Genomic DNA, 13,080 nt, shown 5'->3' with positions numbered 1-13,080 from the left:
CGGTCCGACGATCGGAAGAATCATTCCAACCATTCGGTGATGAAGTGGCCGTTCTCGTGGATGTCGGTGCTTTCGAGCGGGCCGGGACCGAGATTGGTGAATTTGTGCGGCGTGTCGGGCGGCACGATCAGGATCTGGCCGGCCGTGGCCTTGATCTCCTGGTCGCCGATCGTGAACAGGCCGGTGCCGGAGCGGATGACGAAGATTTCCGCGTAGGGATGCTTGTGCAGGCGTGGGCCGCCGCCGACAGTCGGCTGATAGTTGAAGATCAGGCAGGAATTGGCACCGAACTGGCCGCATTGCAGCTCGCCTTTCCAGCAGTCGGGGGCGTCGGCCCAGCTGTCGCGTTCAATGACATGCGCCATGACGCCAGAATAGACCGGGCCAGGAGCCGATGTCGAGGCGAACACCGGCTCGATTGACCCCGGATTTCCCGCTGTTTCACCCTGTCCGGCGGCCTGGCGGGGACGCGTCGGCCTGGGCCGCCGCGCATCCCCGCGACAATCTGCCCTTGTGGTCTCACCCCGCTGGACAAAAACGGGCCGCACGCATAAACCGAACTCCAAATGCCGGAGGAATTCGCTAGCCTGTTCGCCATGCGCTGTCGGGCAGGTGCGATTGAGCGGGGACAAGGCTCGGCCTCCGGTTAGGAAGAGGCGAAAGGATCAGGCACCCGTGAGCGCAACCGACATCCACGATCCCAACCGTCGCGATTTTCTCTACGTAGCCACCGGCATGGCCGCCGTTGTCGGCGCCGGAGCCGTCGCGTGGCCGTTCATCGACCAGATGCGCCCCGATGCCTCGACCCTGGCGCTGGCTTCGGTCGAGGTCGATGTTTCTTCACTGCAGCCCGGCAGCTCGCTGGTCGTCAAGTGGCGCGGCAAGCCGGTGGTGGTGCGCAACCGCACCGAAAAGGAAATGAAGGACGGCGCGGCCGTCAATCTCGCCGATCTCAAGGATCCGATCGCACGCAACGCCAACCTGCCGTCCGACGCGCCGGCGACCGACGCCAACCGCACCACGCCCGGCAAGGAAGCCTGGATGGTGATGGTGCAGGTCTGCACGCATCTCGGCTGCATCCCGCTCGGCCAGGAAGGCGATTTCGGCGGCTGGTTCTGCCCGTGCCACGGTTCGCAATACGACACCGCCGGCCGCATCCGCAAAGGCCCGGCGCCGGAGAACATGGCGATCCCGGTATTCAAGTTCATTTCCGATACCAAGATCCTTATCGGTTGAGGCAGGGGACATTTCGATGAGCGAGGGACACTCGACCTATACGCCCAAGACCGGTATCGAGCGCTGGTTCGACGCCCGCATGCCGCTGCCGCGGCTGGTCCATGACAGCTTCGTCGCCTATCCAGTGCCGCGCAACCTCAACTACATGTGGACGTTCGGCGGCATCCTGTCGATCATGCTGGCCGCGCAGGTCCTGACCGGCATCGTGCTGGCGATGCACTACACCTCCGACACCAATCTCGCCTTCGATTCGGTCGAGAAGATCATGCGCGACGTGAATTCGGGATGGCTCTTGCGCTATCTCCATTCCAACGGCGCCTCATTCTTCTTCGTCGCCGTCTACATCCATATCTTCCGCGGCCTGTTCTACGGCTCCTACAAGGCGCCGCGCGAGCTCTTGTGGATCCTCGGCTGCATCATCTACCTCCTGATGATGGCCACCGGCTTCATGGGCTACGTGCTGCCTTGGGGCCAGATGAGCTTCTGGGGCGCTACCGTCATCACCGGCTTCTTCAGCGCCATTCCGCTGGTGGGGAACTGGATTCAGGAACTGCTGCTCGGCGGCTTCGCCGTCGACAATCCAACGCTGAACCGCTTCTTTGCGCTACATTACCTGTTGCCGTTCATGATCGCCGGCGTTGTCGTGCTGCACATCTGGGCGCTGCATGTCGTGGGCCAGTCGAACCCGACCGGCATCGAGGTCAAGTCGAAGACCGATACCGTGGCCTTCACGCCCTACGCCACCATCAAGGACGCGTTTGGCATGATCGTGTTCCTGTTCGTCTTCGCCTATTTCGTCTTCTACCTGCCGAACTTTCTCGGCCATCCGGACAACTACACGGTCGCCAACCCGCTGAAGACTCCGGCCCACATCGTTCCGGAATGGTACTTCCTGCCGTTCTACGCGATCCTGCGCGCCATCACCTTCAACATCGGCCCGATCAACTCCAAGCTCGGCGGCGTGCTGTGCATGTTCGGCGCCATCGCCATGCTGTTCCTGGTGCCGTGGCTCGACACTTCCAAGGTGCGCTCGGCGGTCTATCGTCCATGGTACAAGCTGTTCTTCTGGCTGTTCGTAGCCGACGCCATCCTGCTCGGCTGGCTGGGCTCGCAGCCGGCGGAAGGCAGCTATGTGTTCATGGCGCAGATGGCGACGCTGTTCTACTTCGCCTTCTTCCTGGTCGTCATGCCGGTGCTCGGCCTGATCGAGACGCCGCGCAGGCTGCCGAACTCGATCACCGAGGCCGTGCTTGAAAAGAAAAAGGGCGGCAGCGGACATCCGGCACGCGCTGCCGCCGCGCCGGAAACCACGGGCTGAGAATCTGAGGGGATTTTGGGTATGAAGAAGATTCTCACCTCGCTGGCGCTGCTTGGCCTGGTGGTCGCGGGCACCGCTGCCATCGCCGCCGAAGAGGAACACAACGCGGCCGCTCCGACGCATTTCCCGATCAACGAACCGAAGGAAATGAGCTGGAGCTTCGCCGGTCCGTTCGGCACCTATGACAAGGCGCAGCTGCAGCGCGGCCTGAAGGTCTACAAGGAAGTTTGCTCGGCCTGCCACTCGATGAACCTGGTGGCTTTCCGCACGCTGGAAGGCCTCGGCTATTCGGAGGCGCAGATCAAGACTTTGGCCGCCGAATACACCATCCATGACGGCCCGAACGATGCCGGCGACATGTTCGATCGTCCCGGCAAGCCGTCGGATCACTTCCCGGCGCCGTTCCCGAACGAGCAGGCCGCGGCATCCGCCAATGGCGGCGCCGCCCCGCCCGACATGTCGCTGCTTGCCAAGGCGCGCGGTGTCGAGCGCGGCTTCCCGCGCTTCATCTTCGACATCTTCACCCAGTATGCGCAGGGCGGCCCGGACTACATCCACTCACTGCTCACTGGCTACGACCAGACGCCGCCGGCCGGCATGGTGATCCCGGAAGGCACGCACTACAACCCGTACTTCCTGTCCGGCGTGTCATTGAAGATGCCCAAGCCGCTCTCGGACGGTCAGGTGACCTATGACGACGGCTCGCCGCAGACCGTCGACCAGTATGCCCGCGACGTCTCGGCCTTCCTGATGTTCGCGGCCGAGCCGCATCTCGAGGATCGCAAGAAGACCGGCTTCCGCGTCATGATATTCCTGCTGGTGTTCGGCGCGTTGGTCTACATGACCAAGCGCAGGGTGTGGGCCGACGTGGTGCACTGAGGCGGCGTCGATCGCAAGAATTTTGAAAGGGCGCCACAAGGCGCCCTTTTGTATTTCGGCGCGCGCAAACCGGGGCGTGTCACATGACCGTCATCGCTCGTGGCGATCCTGCCTCGCACTCAGCAAAGGATCGCACCCATGAAAAGATATGCATCGCTCGCGGCGGGTTTCCTGCTGCTTGTCACCGGATATGCCGCCCATGCCGATGAGGCCCAGCCTTTCGTCACCAGCAAGGACATTGACCTGACGATGATCCTGCCGCCGCCACCGGCCAATGACTCGGCGGAGACCAAAGCCGAGCTCGGCGAGGTGCTGACGCTGCAGGTGACGCGCACGCCGGAAATGGAAAGGCGCGCCATCGCCGACGCCGAGGAGAATATCTGGCGCTTCGCCGACGTCATGGGCCCGAATTTCAACAAGGAGAAGCTGCCGAAGTTCAGTGCCTTCTTCGATCGCGTCGTGGCGACCGAAGGCGCCGTCGTCGATCCCGCCAAGGATGTCTGGAAGCGGCCGCGGCCGCATCAGCTCAGCGATCTGGTCAAGCCGGTCGTGAAGCTGTCGAGCTCCGGTTCCTGGCCATCTGGCCATGCGACGGTCGGCACCATGATGGGCATCGTCCTTGCCGACATGGTCCCCGAAAAGCGCGCCGAGATCATGGCGCGCGCGGCCGAATTCGCCCACAACCGCGTGGTCGGCGGCATCCATTATCCGTCCGACATCGAGATGGGCAAGATCTCCGGCAGCGTGATCGCCGCGGTCCTGCTCAACCGTCCAGATTTCAAGGCCGAGTACGAAGTGGCGCGCTCCGAGCTGCGCTCGGATCTCGGCATGTAGCCGCTCGGTAGCGCCTGCTTTTCGAAGGGCGCCTTCGCGGGCGCCCTTTTTCATTATGGTCGAGGCCGATCGGTGCCGATCCTTTGCCGGATGTGCTTGTCTCTGGCGCGACATCGCGGTAGCCCTTGTCGGTCGCGTCGGGCAGTAAAGGCCGACGCCGCCAAATCCGACAGCCGGACACGCGGAAAGCCTCGATGAAATCCTCCCTCGAAGACACGCTGCTTGCGGCCATCCGCACCATTCCGGATTATCCCAAGCCCGGCATCCTGTTTCGCGACATCACCACGCTGCTTGGCGACGCGCGCGCCTTCCGCCGCGCCATCGACGAGCTGGTCCATCCCTATGCCGGATTGAAGATCGACAAGATCGCCGGCATCGAGGCGCGCGGCTTCATCCTCGGCGGCGCTGTGGCGCACCAGCTTTCGGCAGGCTTCGTGCCGATCCGCAAGAAAGGCAAGCTGCCCTACGAGACGGTGCGCGTCGCCTACAGCCTCGAATACGGCCTGGACGAGATGGAGATGCATAAGGACGGCGTCTCGCCGGGCGAGAAGGTGATCGTGGTCGACGACCTGATCGCCACCGGCGGCACGGCGGAAGCCGCGGTGAAGCTGCTGAGGCAAATCGGAGCCGACATCGTCGCGGCCTGCTTCGTCATCGACTTGCCCGACCTCGGCGGCCGCCAGAAGCTGGAAGCGCTAGACGTGCCGGTGAGGACGTTGATCGGGTTCGAGGGGCATTGATCTTCCCCTTCTCCCCTTGGGGGAGAAGGTGTCGCCGAAGGCGACGGATGAGGGGTGTTCCAGGGAACGCCAACGTCGCACTTCGCTGGAACACCCCTCATCCGTCTCGGCGCTGCGCGCCGATCCACCTTCTCCCACAAGGGGAGAAGGAGAGGCGCTATCCCACCTTCACCAGAACGGCGCTGTCGAATTCAATCACCTTGTCGCCGGTCGAATCGAAGCCTTCCGAACGCAGCGTCAGCAGGTTCCAGCCGGGCCGCCCGGCGAGCGGGCGGTGCGCCTGCGCGGTGCGCGTGAAAGTCACGGTCTCGCCGGCATAGACCGGCTTCAGCCATTTCAAATTGCGGAAGCCGGGCGAGGGGCCGAACTCGGGCCGCGGGCCGGGGCCTGTCCAGCGCACGCCCTCGGTCTCCATGCGCTTTTCGAGGTTGTATTTCATCCAGGTGGCGGCAGTGTGCCAGCCCGAGGCGCAGAGCCCGCCAAGCACGCTCTTCTTCGCCGCCTCTTCATCGACGTGGAAGACCTGCGGATCGTATTTGTTGGCAAACGCCCTGATCTCGTCGGCTTCGAATTTATGCGAGCCGAGCGTGACGGTCTCGCCGATCAGGAAATACTCGTCCAGGGTCATGACAGGTCCCTTGCGGCATCACGCGCGAGGAACATCCCAGTGTTTTCGAGCTCGAAAACGCTTTCGCCGCGCTGGTTGACGAGCTCGCTGCGCATGGTGACCAAGCCGAGCTGCGGCCTCGATTTCGACTGGCGCTTGGAAAGTATGGTGAGCGTGCCGGTAAGCCTGTCGCCGGCCAGCACCGGCTTCTTCCATTTCACGTGCTCGATGCCGGGCGAGCCCTGCGAGGTCGAATCGAGCAGGAAGGCGTCGCACAGCATGCGCATGAACATCGCGCAGGTATGCCAGCCCGAAGCCGAAAGCCCGCCGAGGATGCTCGCCTTGCCGGCTTCCTCGTCGAGATGCATCGGCTGCGGATCGAACTCCGAGGCGAATTCGATGATCTCGGCGGCGCTTACGTCCTTGCTGCCGAGGTCGAGCGAGGCGCCCTCGGCGAAATCCTCATAGGCCCAGGTCTTTCCGGTCATGATCGGCAATCCGGTTGACGAACGCGATCCCCAAGGATCGAAAACCCGGATGCCGGCCCAAGTCGATTTGGTCAAGTGATTTCTGGTAAGCCAGCCGTCGCCGGCGAAGTCCGTCAGAGCCAGCCGCGGCGGCGGAAATACCAGAAGGGCAGGATCGCCGAGACCACCATCAGGGCGATGGCGAAGGGGTAGCCGAACTCCCATTTGAGCTCGGGGATAATGTCGAAGTTCATGCCGTAGATCGAGGCGACCAGCGTCGGCGGCAGGAAGATGACGGCGGCGACCGAGAAAATCTTGATGATGGCGTTCTGCTCGATCGAGATCATGCCGAGCGTGGCGTCGAGCAGGAAGGAGATCTTCTGCGACAGGAAGGTGGCATGGTCGGCGAGCGAGAGCACGTCGCGCGACAGCGTCTTGATGCGGGCGCGCACATCCTTGCTCATCTTGGTCTGGTCAGCGACATGGGCGAGAAAGCCGGCCAGGCGCTGCAACGAGATCAGGCTGTCGCGGACCGAGGAAGCGATGTCCTCCTTGCGGCCGATGCCTTTCAGGAGCTCCTGGAAATCGCGATTACGCTTCGAGGCCTTGGTCGAGCGCGCCTCGAAAATGTCGCGCGAGATCGTTTCCACCTCGCGGCCGGCGCGCTCGAGGATGTCGGCCAGGCGATCGACGATCGCCTCGAGGAGGCCGATCAGGATGGTGTCGCCGCTGGTGCAGCCGGTCGCCACCTTCTCGGCGCGCTGCGGGAAAGTCTTGAAGGCCTTGGGCTCATGATAGCGGATGGTGATCAGCCTCTTGCCGGCGAGCGCGAAGGTTACCGGCGACATCAAGGGATCGTCGGCCTCGGTCTGCGCCGGCAGCACGGCGGTCATGAAGTAGCCGCCGTCCTCGATATAGAGCCGGCTCGAAATCTCGATCTCTTCCATTTCCTCGCGGGTCGGGATGGCAATGCCCAGCCAGCTCTCGATGCGCGCCTCTTCCTCCTTGGTTGGGTTGAAAAGATCGGCCCAGACGATCCTGTCGCCGTCCGCCGCAAGGTCCTCCGTGAGGCGCAGGCGATCATTGTCCACGACGAAGGTCTTTATCATCGCCGGGTCTCCCTGGAGATCAGGTGTTGAACTTGAACAGCATGATGTCGCCGTCCTGGACGACGTATTCCTTGCCCTCGTCGCGCGCTTTGCCGGCTTCCTTGGCGGCCGCCTCGCCGCCCAGCGTGACGAAATCGTTGTAGGAGATCGTCTGGGCGCGGATGAAGCCGCGCTCGAAGTCGGTGTGGATGACGCCGGCCGCCTGCGGCGCCTTATCGCCCTTGTGGATCGTCCAGGCGCGCGTTTCCTTCGGCCCGACGGTGAAATAGGTGATCAGATGCAGGAGCTCGTAGCCGGCGCGGATCACCTTGTTGAGGCCCGGCTCATCGAGGCCGATCGAGGCAAGGAATTCCATTTCCTCCTCGTCTGAAAGCTGGGCGACTTCAGCCTCGATCGCCGCCGAGATCACAACCGTGCCCGCGCCCTGCGCGGCCGCCATCTTCTCCACCGCCCTGGTGTGCTCGTTGCCGGTGGCGGCGTCCGCCTCGGCGACGTTGCAGACATAGAGAACGGGATGCGAGGTGAGCAGGTTCAGCCCCTGCAGGATGCGCAGGTCCTCCGCGGCGATGCCGTTGAGCAGGAAGCGCGTCGGCTTGCCGGCCTGCAGAAGCTCGAGCGCGGCCTCCATCATGGGCAGGACGGCCATGGCCTCCTTGTCCTTGCCGGCGGCGCGCTTGCGGATCTGGGCGATGCGGCGCTCGAGGCTTTCGAGGTCGGCGAGCATCAGCTCGGTCTCGACCGTCTCGGCGTCGGCGACAGGGTCGATACGGCCTTCGACATGGGTGATGTCGTCATCCTCGAAGCAGCGCAGCACATGCACAATGGCGTCGACCTCGCGAATGTTGGCGAGGAACTGGTTGCCCAGCCCTTCGCCCTTGGAGGCGCCGCGCACCAGGCCGGCGATATCGACGAAGGAGATGCGGGTCGGGATGATCTCCTTCGACTTGCCGATCGCCGCGATCTTCTGCAGGCGCGGGTCAGGCACCGCCACCTCGCCAGTGTTCGGCTCGATGGTGCAGAAAGGATAGTTGGCGGCCTGTGCGGCGGCCGTCCTGGTCAGCGCGTTGAACAGCGTGGACTTGCCGACGTTGGGCAAGCCAACGATGCCACATTTGAAACCCATGTTCGTCCAATCCTGTCGGAAATTCGATTTTGGTGAGGGCTATGGGCGATAGGGGTGACGAACGTCAAGCCCCATGCCTCTATCGTGACAGGGCCTAAAGCGCGTCGCGATCTTTTAGATTCGCTCCCTGCGCTTTAGGCTTTTGATTTTGCGCATGTCTTTACCCCGAAACCGGTTCCCACTTTCGGGAGACATGCTTTAGTCCTTGCCAAAGAGCTTCTTCAGCATGGCAGCCATCGGGCCGCTTTCTGGGAGCTTTGCCGCCGGCTGCTGCGGGCGCGCCTGGCGGACATGGCTTTGCTGCTTCGGCGCCTGGGGCGGCGGGCGGTCGTCGTCGCCGGTCGGCACAAGCTTGTCGCGCAAGGCGAGCGTGACCCGGTTCATGAACGAGCTGTCGTCGCCCTTGGCGAGCAAGCCGGCAGCCTCGGCGATTGCGTCCAGCAGGACATCGAGCCACTCGCGGTCGGCCTTGGCGAAATCGCCAAGCACATGGCCGTGCACCATCTCCTTGACGCCGGGATGGCCGACGCCGATGCGCACCCGGCGATAGGCGTTGCCGACATGCTGGTCGAGCGAGCGGATGCCGTTATGGCCGCCGGAGCCGCCGCCCACCTTGACCCGGAGCTTGCCGGCAGCAAGGTCGATCTCGTCGTAGAAGACGGTGAGGGCGGATGGTTCGAGCTTGTAGAAGCGCAGCGCTTCGCCGACCGACTGTCCGGAGAGGTTCATGAAGGTCTGCGGCTTGATCAGCAGGATTTTTTCGCCGCCGAGCGTGCCTTCTGAGACCAGGCCCTGGAATTTTCTCGACCAGGGCGAAAAGGAATGGCGGCGGGCAATCGCGTCCGCCGCCATGAAGCCGACATTGTGCCGGTTGTTTTCGTATTTCGCGCCCGGATTGCCGAGGCCTGCAAAGACAAGCATCGCCGCCTCCAGACTTAGAGCACGATGCCGAAAAGTGGGAAGCGGTTTTCGGAAAACATCATGCTCTATTTCTTTGGTTTAGAGCCGGATGAAATCATCCGGCTCGGAGAATTACTTCTCTTCGGCCTCCGGGGCCGCCGTCTCTTCCACAGCTTCCGTGGTCGCTTCCGTCTCCGGCTTCATCGCCGACGAGCCGGCAACGGTCGCGATGGTGAAATCGCGATCGGAGATGACCGGCTTGACGCCGGCCGGCAGCTTGACCGCCGAGATATGGATCGAATCGCCGATGTCGGTGCCGGTGAGATCGACGGTGATGAACTCCGGGATCGCGTTGGCCGGGCAGTGGAACTCGACTTCGTGACGAACGATGTTGAGCACGCCGCCGCGCTTGATGCCTGGCGACTTGTCTTCATTGATGAAGTGGACAGGCACGTCGACATTGACTTCGGTGTCCTTGCCAATGCGCAGGAAGTCGACATGGACAGGAAAATCCTTGACCGGGTCGAGCTGGAAATCCTTCGGCAGGACCTGGATCTTCTTGCCGTCGACATCGATCGTGGCGATCGTGGTCAGGAACCCGCCGCCATGGATCTTGTAGAAGATGTCCTTGTAGTTGAGCGCAATCGCCAGGGGAGGCTGCTTGTCGCCATAGATAACTGCAGGCACTTTACCGTCGCGACGAACTGCACGGGCGGACCCCTTACCGACCTGTTCGCGCGCTTCGGCTTTCAGCTCATAAGCATCGTGGCTCATGGCATTTCCTTTCGCGTGTTGTGGAGCGTTCGCGGCCGGCAAACCCGTCCGTAAACGTCGAAAGCCGTCGTGGCCTTGCACGATCTGTCGATGCGTTTGGCGATCCAAAAGCGTCTTGGGGATCATGCAGGCCTGGCCGGCCTTCCTCCGCGTTGCCTCCAAGGGTGTCTACGCGGGTGGCGGCTCTATAGCGGAAGGCGGGCAAGGGTGCAAGCGGTTGGGCCGGAAGGCTTGCGGGCGGTTTCCGGTGCCGAAAGGATAAACCGGAAATCCGATTTGCGGCAAATGTAGGAACGCGCAGTTCTCAGCCGTCCTGCGGGCACGTGGCCAAATCCATGGGGACCAATATGAAGCTTCTGTTCAGCCGCAATCCCAATCCTCGCCTCGCGGTCGCGACGGCGCGCCATCTCAAGGCGGAGATCGCGTTCGAGTTCGCATCGCCCATGGCGCCGGGGCAGGCCGAACGCTATCGCGCGCTCAACCCCAATCTGACCTTGCCGATCCTGGTCGGGGCGGGATGGAGCCTGTGGGAGGCCGACGCCATCGCCTGCCGGCTTTCGCGCGAGACGCATTCGGATTTCTGGCGCGGCGGGCAGGACGAGCCGGACATGATCCGCTGGATCAGCTGGGGCAAGGAACGGTTCGCTTTCGCTTGCGACATGGTGCATTTCGAGCGTGGGACCAAGCAGCGCTATGGGCTTGGTCCGATCGACCGCGCGCTGGTCGAGGAGGGACTGAGGCAGTTCCACGCCGCCGCCGCGATCCTCGAGCCTGAGCTTGCCGGACGCGATTGGCTGGTCGGCAATTCCGTCTCCTATGCCGACTTCCGCATGGCGACGTTCCTGCCTTTCAACGATGCCGCCCGATTGCCGCTCGACGACTACCCGTCTATCCGCCGCTGGTATGGCCGGCTCGAGGCGATCGATGCCTGGCGCGACCCGTTCCAGGGACTTCAGGCGCCTCCACTGGCTCCGGTCAAGGTCGAGGCCTGACCCGCATGGGCTGAACCAATCAATGCTTCTCCCGCGCAAACTCAATCCGTTTGCGCGGCGCGTTTTGAAATCTTCTCGCTCATTTAATTCTACAAAATCTGTAGCCTTAATGAAGAAATGTCCGCGAGGAGAGCCCGAACATGACAAAGAAGCTGGTGGTTGGATTTTCCGGCAATCTGACCCGTCCGTCAAAGACCAAGGCATTTATCACGCAGATCGCGGACGAAGCGGCTGGCCGCATCGGGGCGGCCTCGGCGGTCCATGACATTGAAGATCTCGGTCTATCGTTCCCGTCGGCACGGCGCATTTCCGATCTCGATCAAACGGCGCGCAATATCGTTGAGCAATTGCTCGGCGCCGACGTTCTGGTGGTGGGGTCGCCGACCTTCAAAGGCAGCTATACCGGACTTTTCAAGCACTTGTTCGATCTGCTCGATCCGTCGTCGCTGCGCGGCAAGCCGATCATTCTCGTTGCCACGGGCGGCGGCGAGCGCCATTCGCTGATCGTCGAGCATCAGCTGCGGCCGCTGTTCGGATTCTTCGAAGCGCTCACCATGCCGACCGCGATCTACGCTTCCGACAAGGATTTCACCGACGGCGTGCTGGTGTCGGAAGCTACCCAAGCCCGCGCCCGACAGGCCGTTGCCGAGGTTTTGCGCATCGTTGGCGAAACTCGCAGCGTCGGCCTCGCCGCCCGAATTCAGGCAGTCGTTTTGGAACCCGAAGGATCAGCCATGACCAGCTCCAGCACATCCAGACAGATCAAGCTCGGCGCCTTTCTGCCCGGCGGCGGCCAGCACGTCGCGGCTTGGCGCCATCCGGACGCGCCGGCCGATGGCGCCACCAATTTCGAGTTCCACAAGCAACTCGCACTGACCGCCGAGCGGGGTCTGTTCGACGCCTATTTCCTGGCTGACAATCTCACCATCGGCCTCGGCGCCCGTGAAGGCGGCAACGCCAAGATCGCCGGATTCGAGCCGGTGACGCTGTTTGCCGCGCTAGCGCCGCTGACCACGCATATCGGCTTCATCGCCACCGCCTCGACCACCTATGAAGAACCGTACACACTCGCGCGCAAATTCGCCTCGCTCGATCTGTTGTCGAACGGGCGCGCCGGCTGGAACATGGTGACGTCGGCCGGCGACGACACGGCGCGCAACTTCAATCGTGACGTCCAGCCCAATCACGCCGAGCGCTATGCGCGGGCGCATGAGCATGTCGAAACGGTCAAGGCGCTGTGGGACAGTTGGGAAGACGACGCCTTCATCCGCGACAAGAAGACGGGCCGTTTCTACGACAAGGACAAGCTGCATGACGTGAACCACAAGGGCGCGCATTTCAGCGTCAAGGGGCCGCTCAACGTGCCGCGTCCGGTGCAGGGTCATCCGGTGGTCGTGCAGGCGGGACAGTCGGAGGACGGTCGCGGACTCGCGGCGGCATCGGCCGAGGTGATATTCACCGCGCATCAGAACCTTGCCTCGGCGCAGGAGTTCTATCGCGACATCAAGGCGCGCGTCGCAGAGGCCGGGCGCGATCCGGCGCAGGTGCTTATCATGCCGGGCGTGGCGCCCTTCGTCGGCCGCACCGAGGAAGAGGCCCGTGCCAAATACCAGCAGCTGAACGACCTGATCCTCCCGGAGGACGGCGTGGCGCTGCTCAACGGACTTGCCGGCCAGACGCTCGACCTCAGGGACTATCCGCTGGACGGCCCGCTGCCGCCGAGCAGGGAGACCGAAGGCATGAAGAGCCGCCAGGCGCTGATCCGCCAGATCGCGGACGAGCATAATTTCACGATCCGCCAGCTCTATCAGTGGGTTGCGACCGCACGCGGCCATTACACGGTGATCGGCAGTGCCGCCCAGGTCGCCGATCAGCTGGAGGAATGGTTCACGAGCGAGGCCGCCGATGGCTTCAACATCCTGCCGCCATGGCTGCCCGGCGCGCTAGACGACTTCGTAGACCTGGTGATCCCGAAGCTGCAGCGTCGCGGCCTGTTCCGCACCGCTTACGAGGGCAGGACGCTGCGCGAAAATCTTGGCCTGAGGCGGCCGCAGAATCCGTGGACGGCCGCGCGCTCGACCGTGCTCGCCGCCGAATGATT

The 13,080-nt window shown here is 63.1% G+C and carries 14 protein-coding genes and 1 pseudogene; 8 read left to right on the top strand and 7 right to left on the bottom strand.

Translation table 11 applies throughout. The features are described 5' to 3' along the window. Positions 1-20: 20 nt before the first annotated feature. Positions 21-365 (bottom strand): cupin domain-containing protein, encoded by a 345-nt coding sequence (locus LB525_RS02030; RefSeq protein ID WP_224543187.1) that lies wholly within the window; start codon positions 363-365, stop codon positions 21-23. Positions 366-675: 310 nt separating this feature from the next. On the opposite strand from LB525_RS02030, the gene petA reads away from it, so the two are divergent. From petA to LB525_RS02005, 5 genes are all read left to right on the top strand, one after another. Next, on the top strand, positions 676-1,236 hold the full coding sequence (petA, locus tag LB525_RS02025) for a ubiquinol-cytochrome c reductase iron-sulfur subunit (RefSeq protein WP_095766509.1): 561 nt from the start codon (positions 676-678) through the stop codon (positions 1,234-1,236). Between the two features lie 16 nt (positions 1,237-1,252). Next, positions 1,253-2,554 (top strand): cytochrome b, encoded by a 1,302-nt coding sequence (locus tag LB525_RS02020; protein WP_224543185.1) that lies wholly within the window; start codon positions 1,253-1,255, stop codon positions 2,552-2,554. 21 nt (positions 2,555-2,575) lie between these two features. Next, entirely contained in the window at positions 2,576-3,433 is an 858-nt protein-coding gene (locus tag LB525_RS02015) for a cytochrome c1 (protein WP_224543184.1), read from the top strand. Positions 3,434-3,571: 138 nt separating this feature from the next. Next, complete coding sequence (locus tag LB525_RS02010) at positions 3,572-4,267, top strand: acid phosphatase (RefSeq protein ID WP_224543183.1); 696 nt, start codon at positions 3,572-3,574, stop codon at positions 4,265-4,267. A 194-nt stretch (positions 4,268-4,461) separates the two neighbouring features. Next, positions 4,462-5,007 carry an adenine phosphoribosyltransferase gene (locus LB525_RS02005; RefSeq protein WP_140838687.1) on the top strand — a complete coding sequence of 182 codons (546 nt, stop codon included), beginning with the start codon at positions 4,462-4,464 and terminating at the stop codon, positions 5,005-5,007. A 157-nt stretch (positions 5,008-5,164) separates the two neighbouring features. On the opposite strand, the gene LB525_RS02000 is transcribed toward LB525_RS02005, so the two are convergent. The 6 genes from LB525_RS02000 to LB525_RS01975 form a co-directional block, all read right to left on the bottom strand. After that, positions 5,165-5,635, bottom strand: a complete 471-nt coding sequence (locus LB525_RS02000) for a MaoC family dehydratase (protein ID WP_224543182.1) — start codon at positions 5,633-5,635, stop codon at positions 5,165-5,167. Beyond that, complete coding sequence (locus LB525_RS01995; protein ID WP_224543181.1) at positions 5,632-6,102, bottom strand: MaoC family dehydratase; 471 nt, start codon at positions 6,100-6,102, stop codon at positions 5,632-5,634. Before LB525_RS01995 ends, LB525_RS02000 begins: the two co-directional genes overlap by 4 nt. Before the next feature lie 113 nt (positions 6,103-6,215). After that, positions 6,216-7,190, bottom strand: coding sequence for a magnesium/cobalt transporter CorA (gene corA, locus LB525_RS01990; protein ID WP_140838680.1), 975 nt, complete (start codon positions 7,188-7,190; stop codon positions 6,216-6,218). A 19-nt stretch (positions 7,191-7,209) separates the two neighbouring features. Then, positions 7,210-8,313, bottom strand: coding sequence for a redox-regulated ATPase YchF (ychF, locus tag LB525_RS01985; RefSeq protein ID WP_095766516.1), 1,104 nt, complete (start codon positions 8,311-8,313; stop codon positions 7,210-7,212). Between the two features lie 198 nt (positions 8,314-8,511). Further along, positions 8,512-9,234, bottom strand: coding sequence for an aminoacyl-tRNA hydrolase (gene pth / locus LB525_RS01980; RefSeq protein WP_224543180.1), 723 nt, complete (start codon positions 9,232-9,234; stop codon positions 8,512-8,514). A 111-nt stretch (positions 9,235-9,345) separates the two neighbouring features. Beyond that, positions 9,346-9,987: a 50S ribosomal protein L25/general stress protein Ctc gene (locus LB525_RS01975; RefSeq protein WP_095766518.1), complete on the bottom strand. Its 642-nt coding sequence runs from the start codon at positions 9,985-9,987 to the stop codon at positions 9,346-9,348. A 347-nt stretch (positions 9,988-10,334) separates the two neighbouring features. On the opposite strand from LB525_RS01975, the gene LB525_RS01970 reads away from it, so the two are divergent. The 3 genes and pseudogenes from LB525_RS01970 to LB525_RS01960 all read left to right on the top strand — a co-directional run bounded on the left by LB525_RS01970 (position 10,335) and on the right by LB525_RS01960 (position 13,078). Then, on the top strand, positions 10,335-10,979 hold the full coding sequence (locus tag LB525_RS01970) for a glutathione S-transferase family protein (protein ID WP_224543179.1): 645 nt from the start codon (positions 10,335-10,337) through the stop codon (positions 10,977-10,979). Between the two features lie 140 nt (positions 10,980-11,119). Further along, positions 11,120-11,635, top strand: a pseudogene (gene msuE / locus LB525_RS01965) (FMN reductase); the annotation flags it as partial. 78 nt (positions 11,636-11,713) lie between these two features. Further along, the gene (locus LB525_RS01960) at positions 11,714-13,078 is read left to right on the top strand and encodes an LLM class flavin-dependent oxidoreductase (RefSeq protein ID WP_224543527.1); all 1,365 of its coding nucleotides are present in this window, start codon (positions 11,714-11,716) and stop codon (positions 13,076-13,078) included. Positions 13,079-13,080 lie beyond the last annotated feature (2 nt).

Origin of the sequence: Mesorhizobium sp. CA16 (assembly GCF_020165175.1) — a bacterium.
Lineage (GTDB): Bacteria > Pseudomonadota > Alphaproteobacteria > Rhizobiales > Rhizobiaceae > Mesorhizobium.
Note: the sequence above shows the minus strand (reverse complement) of the source record. Positions and strands in the feature narration are given on the sequence as shown.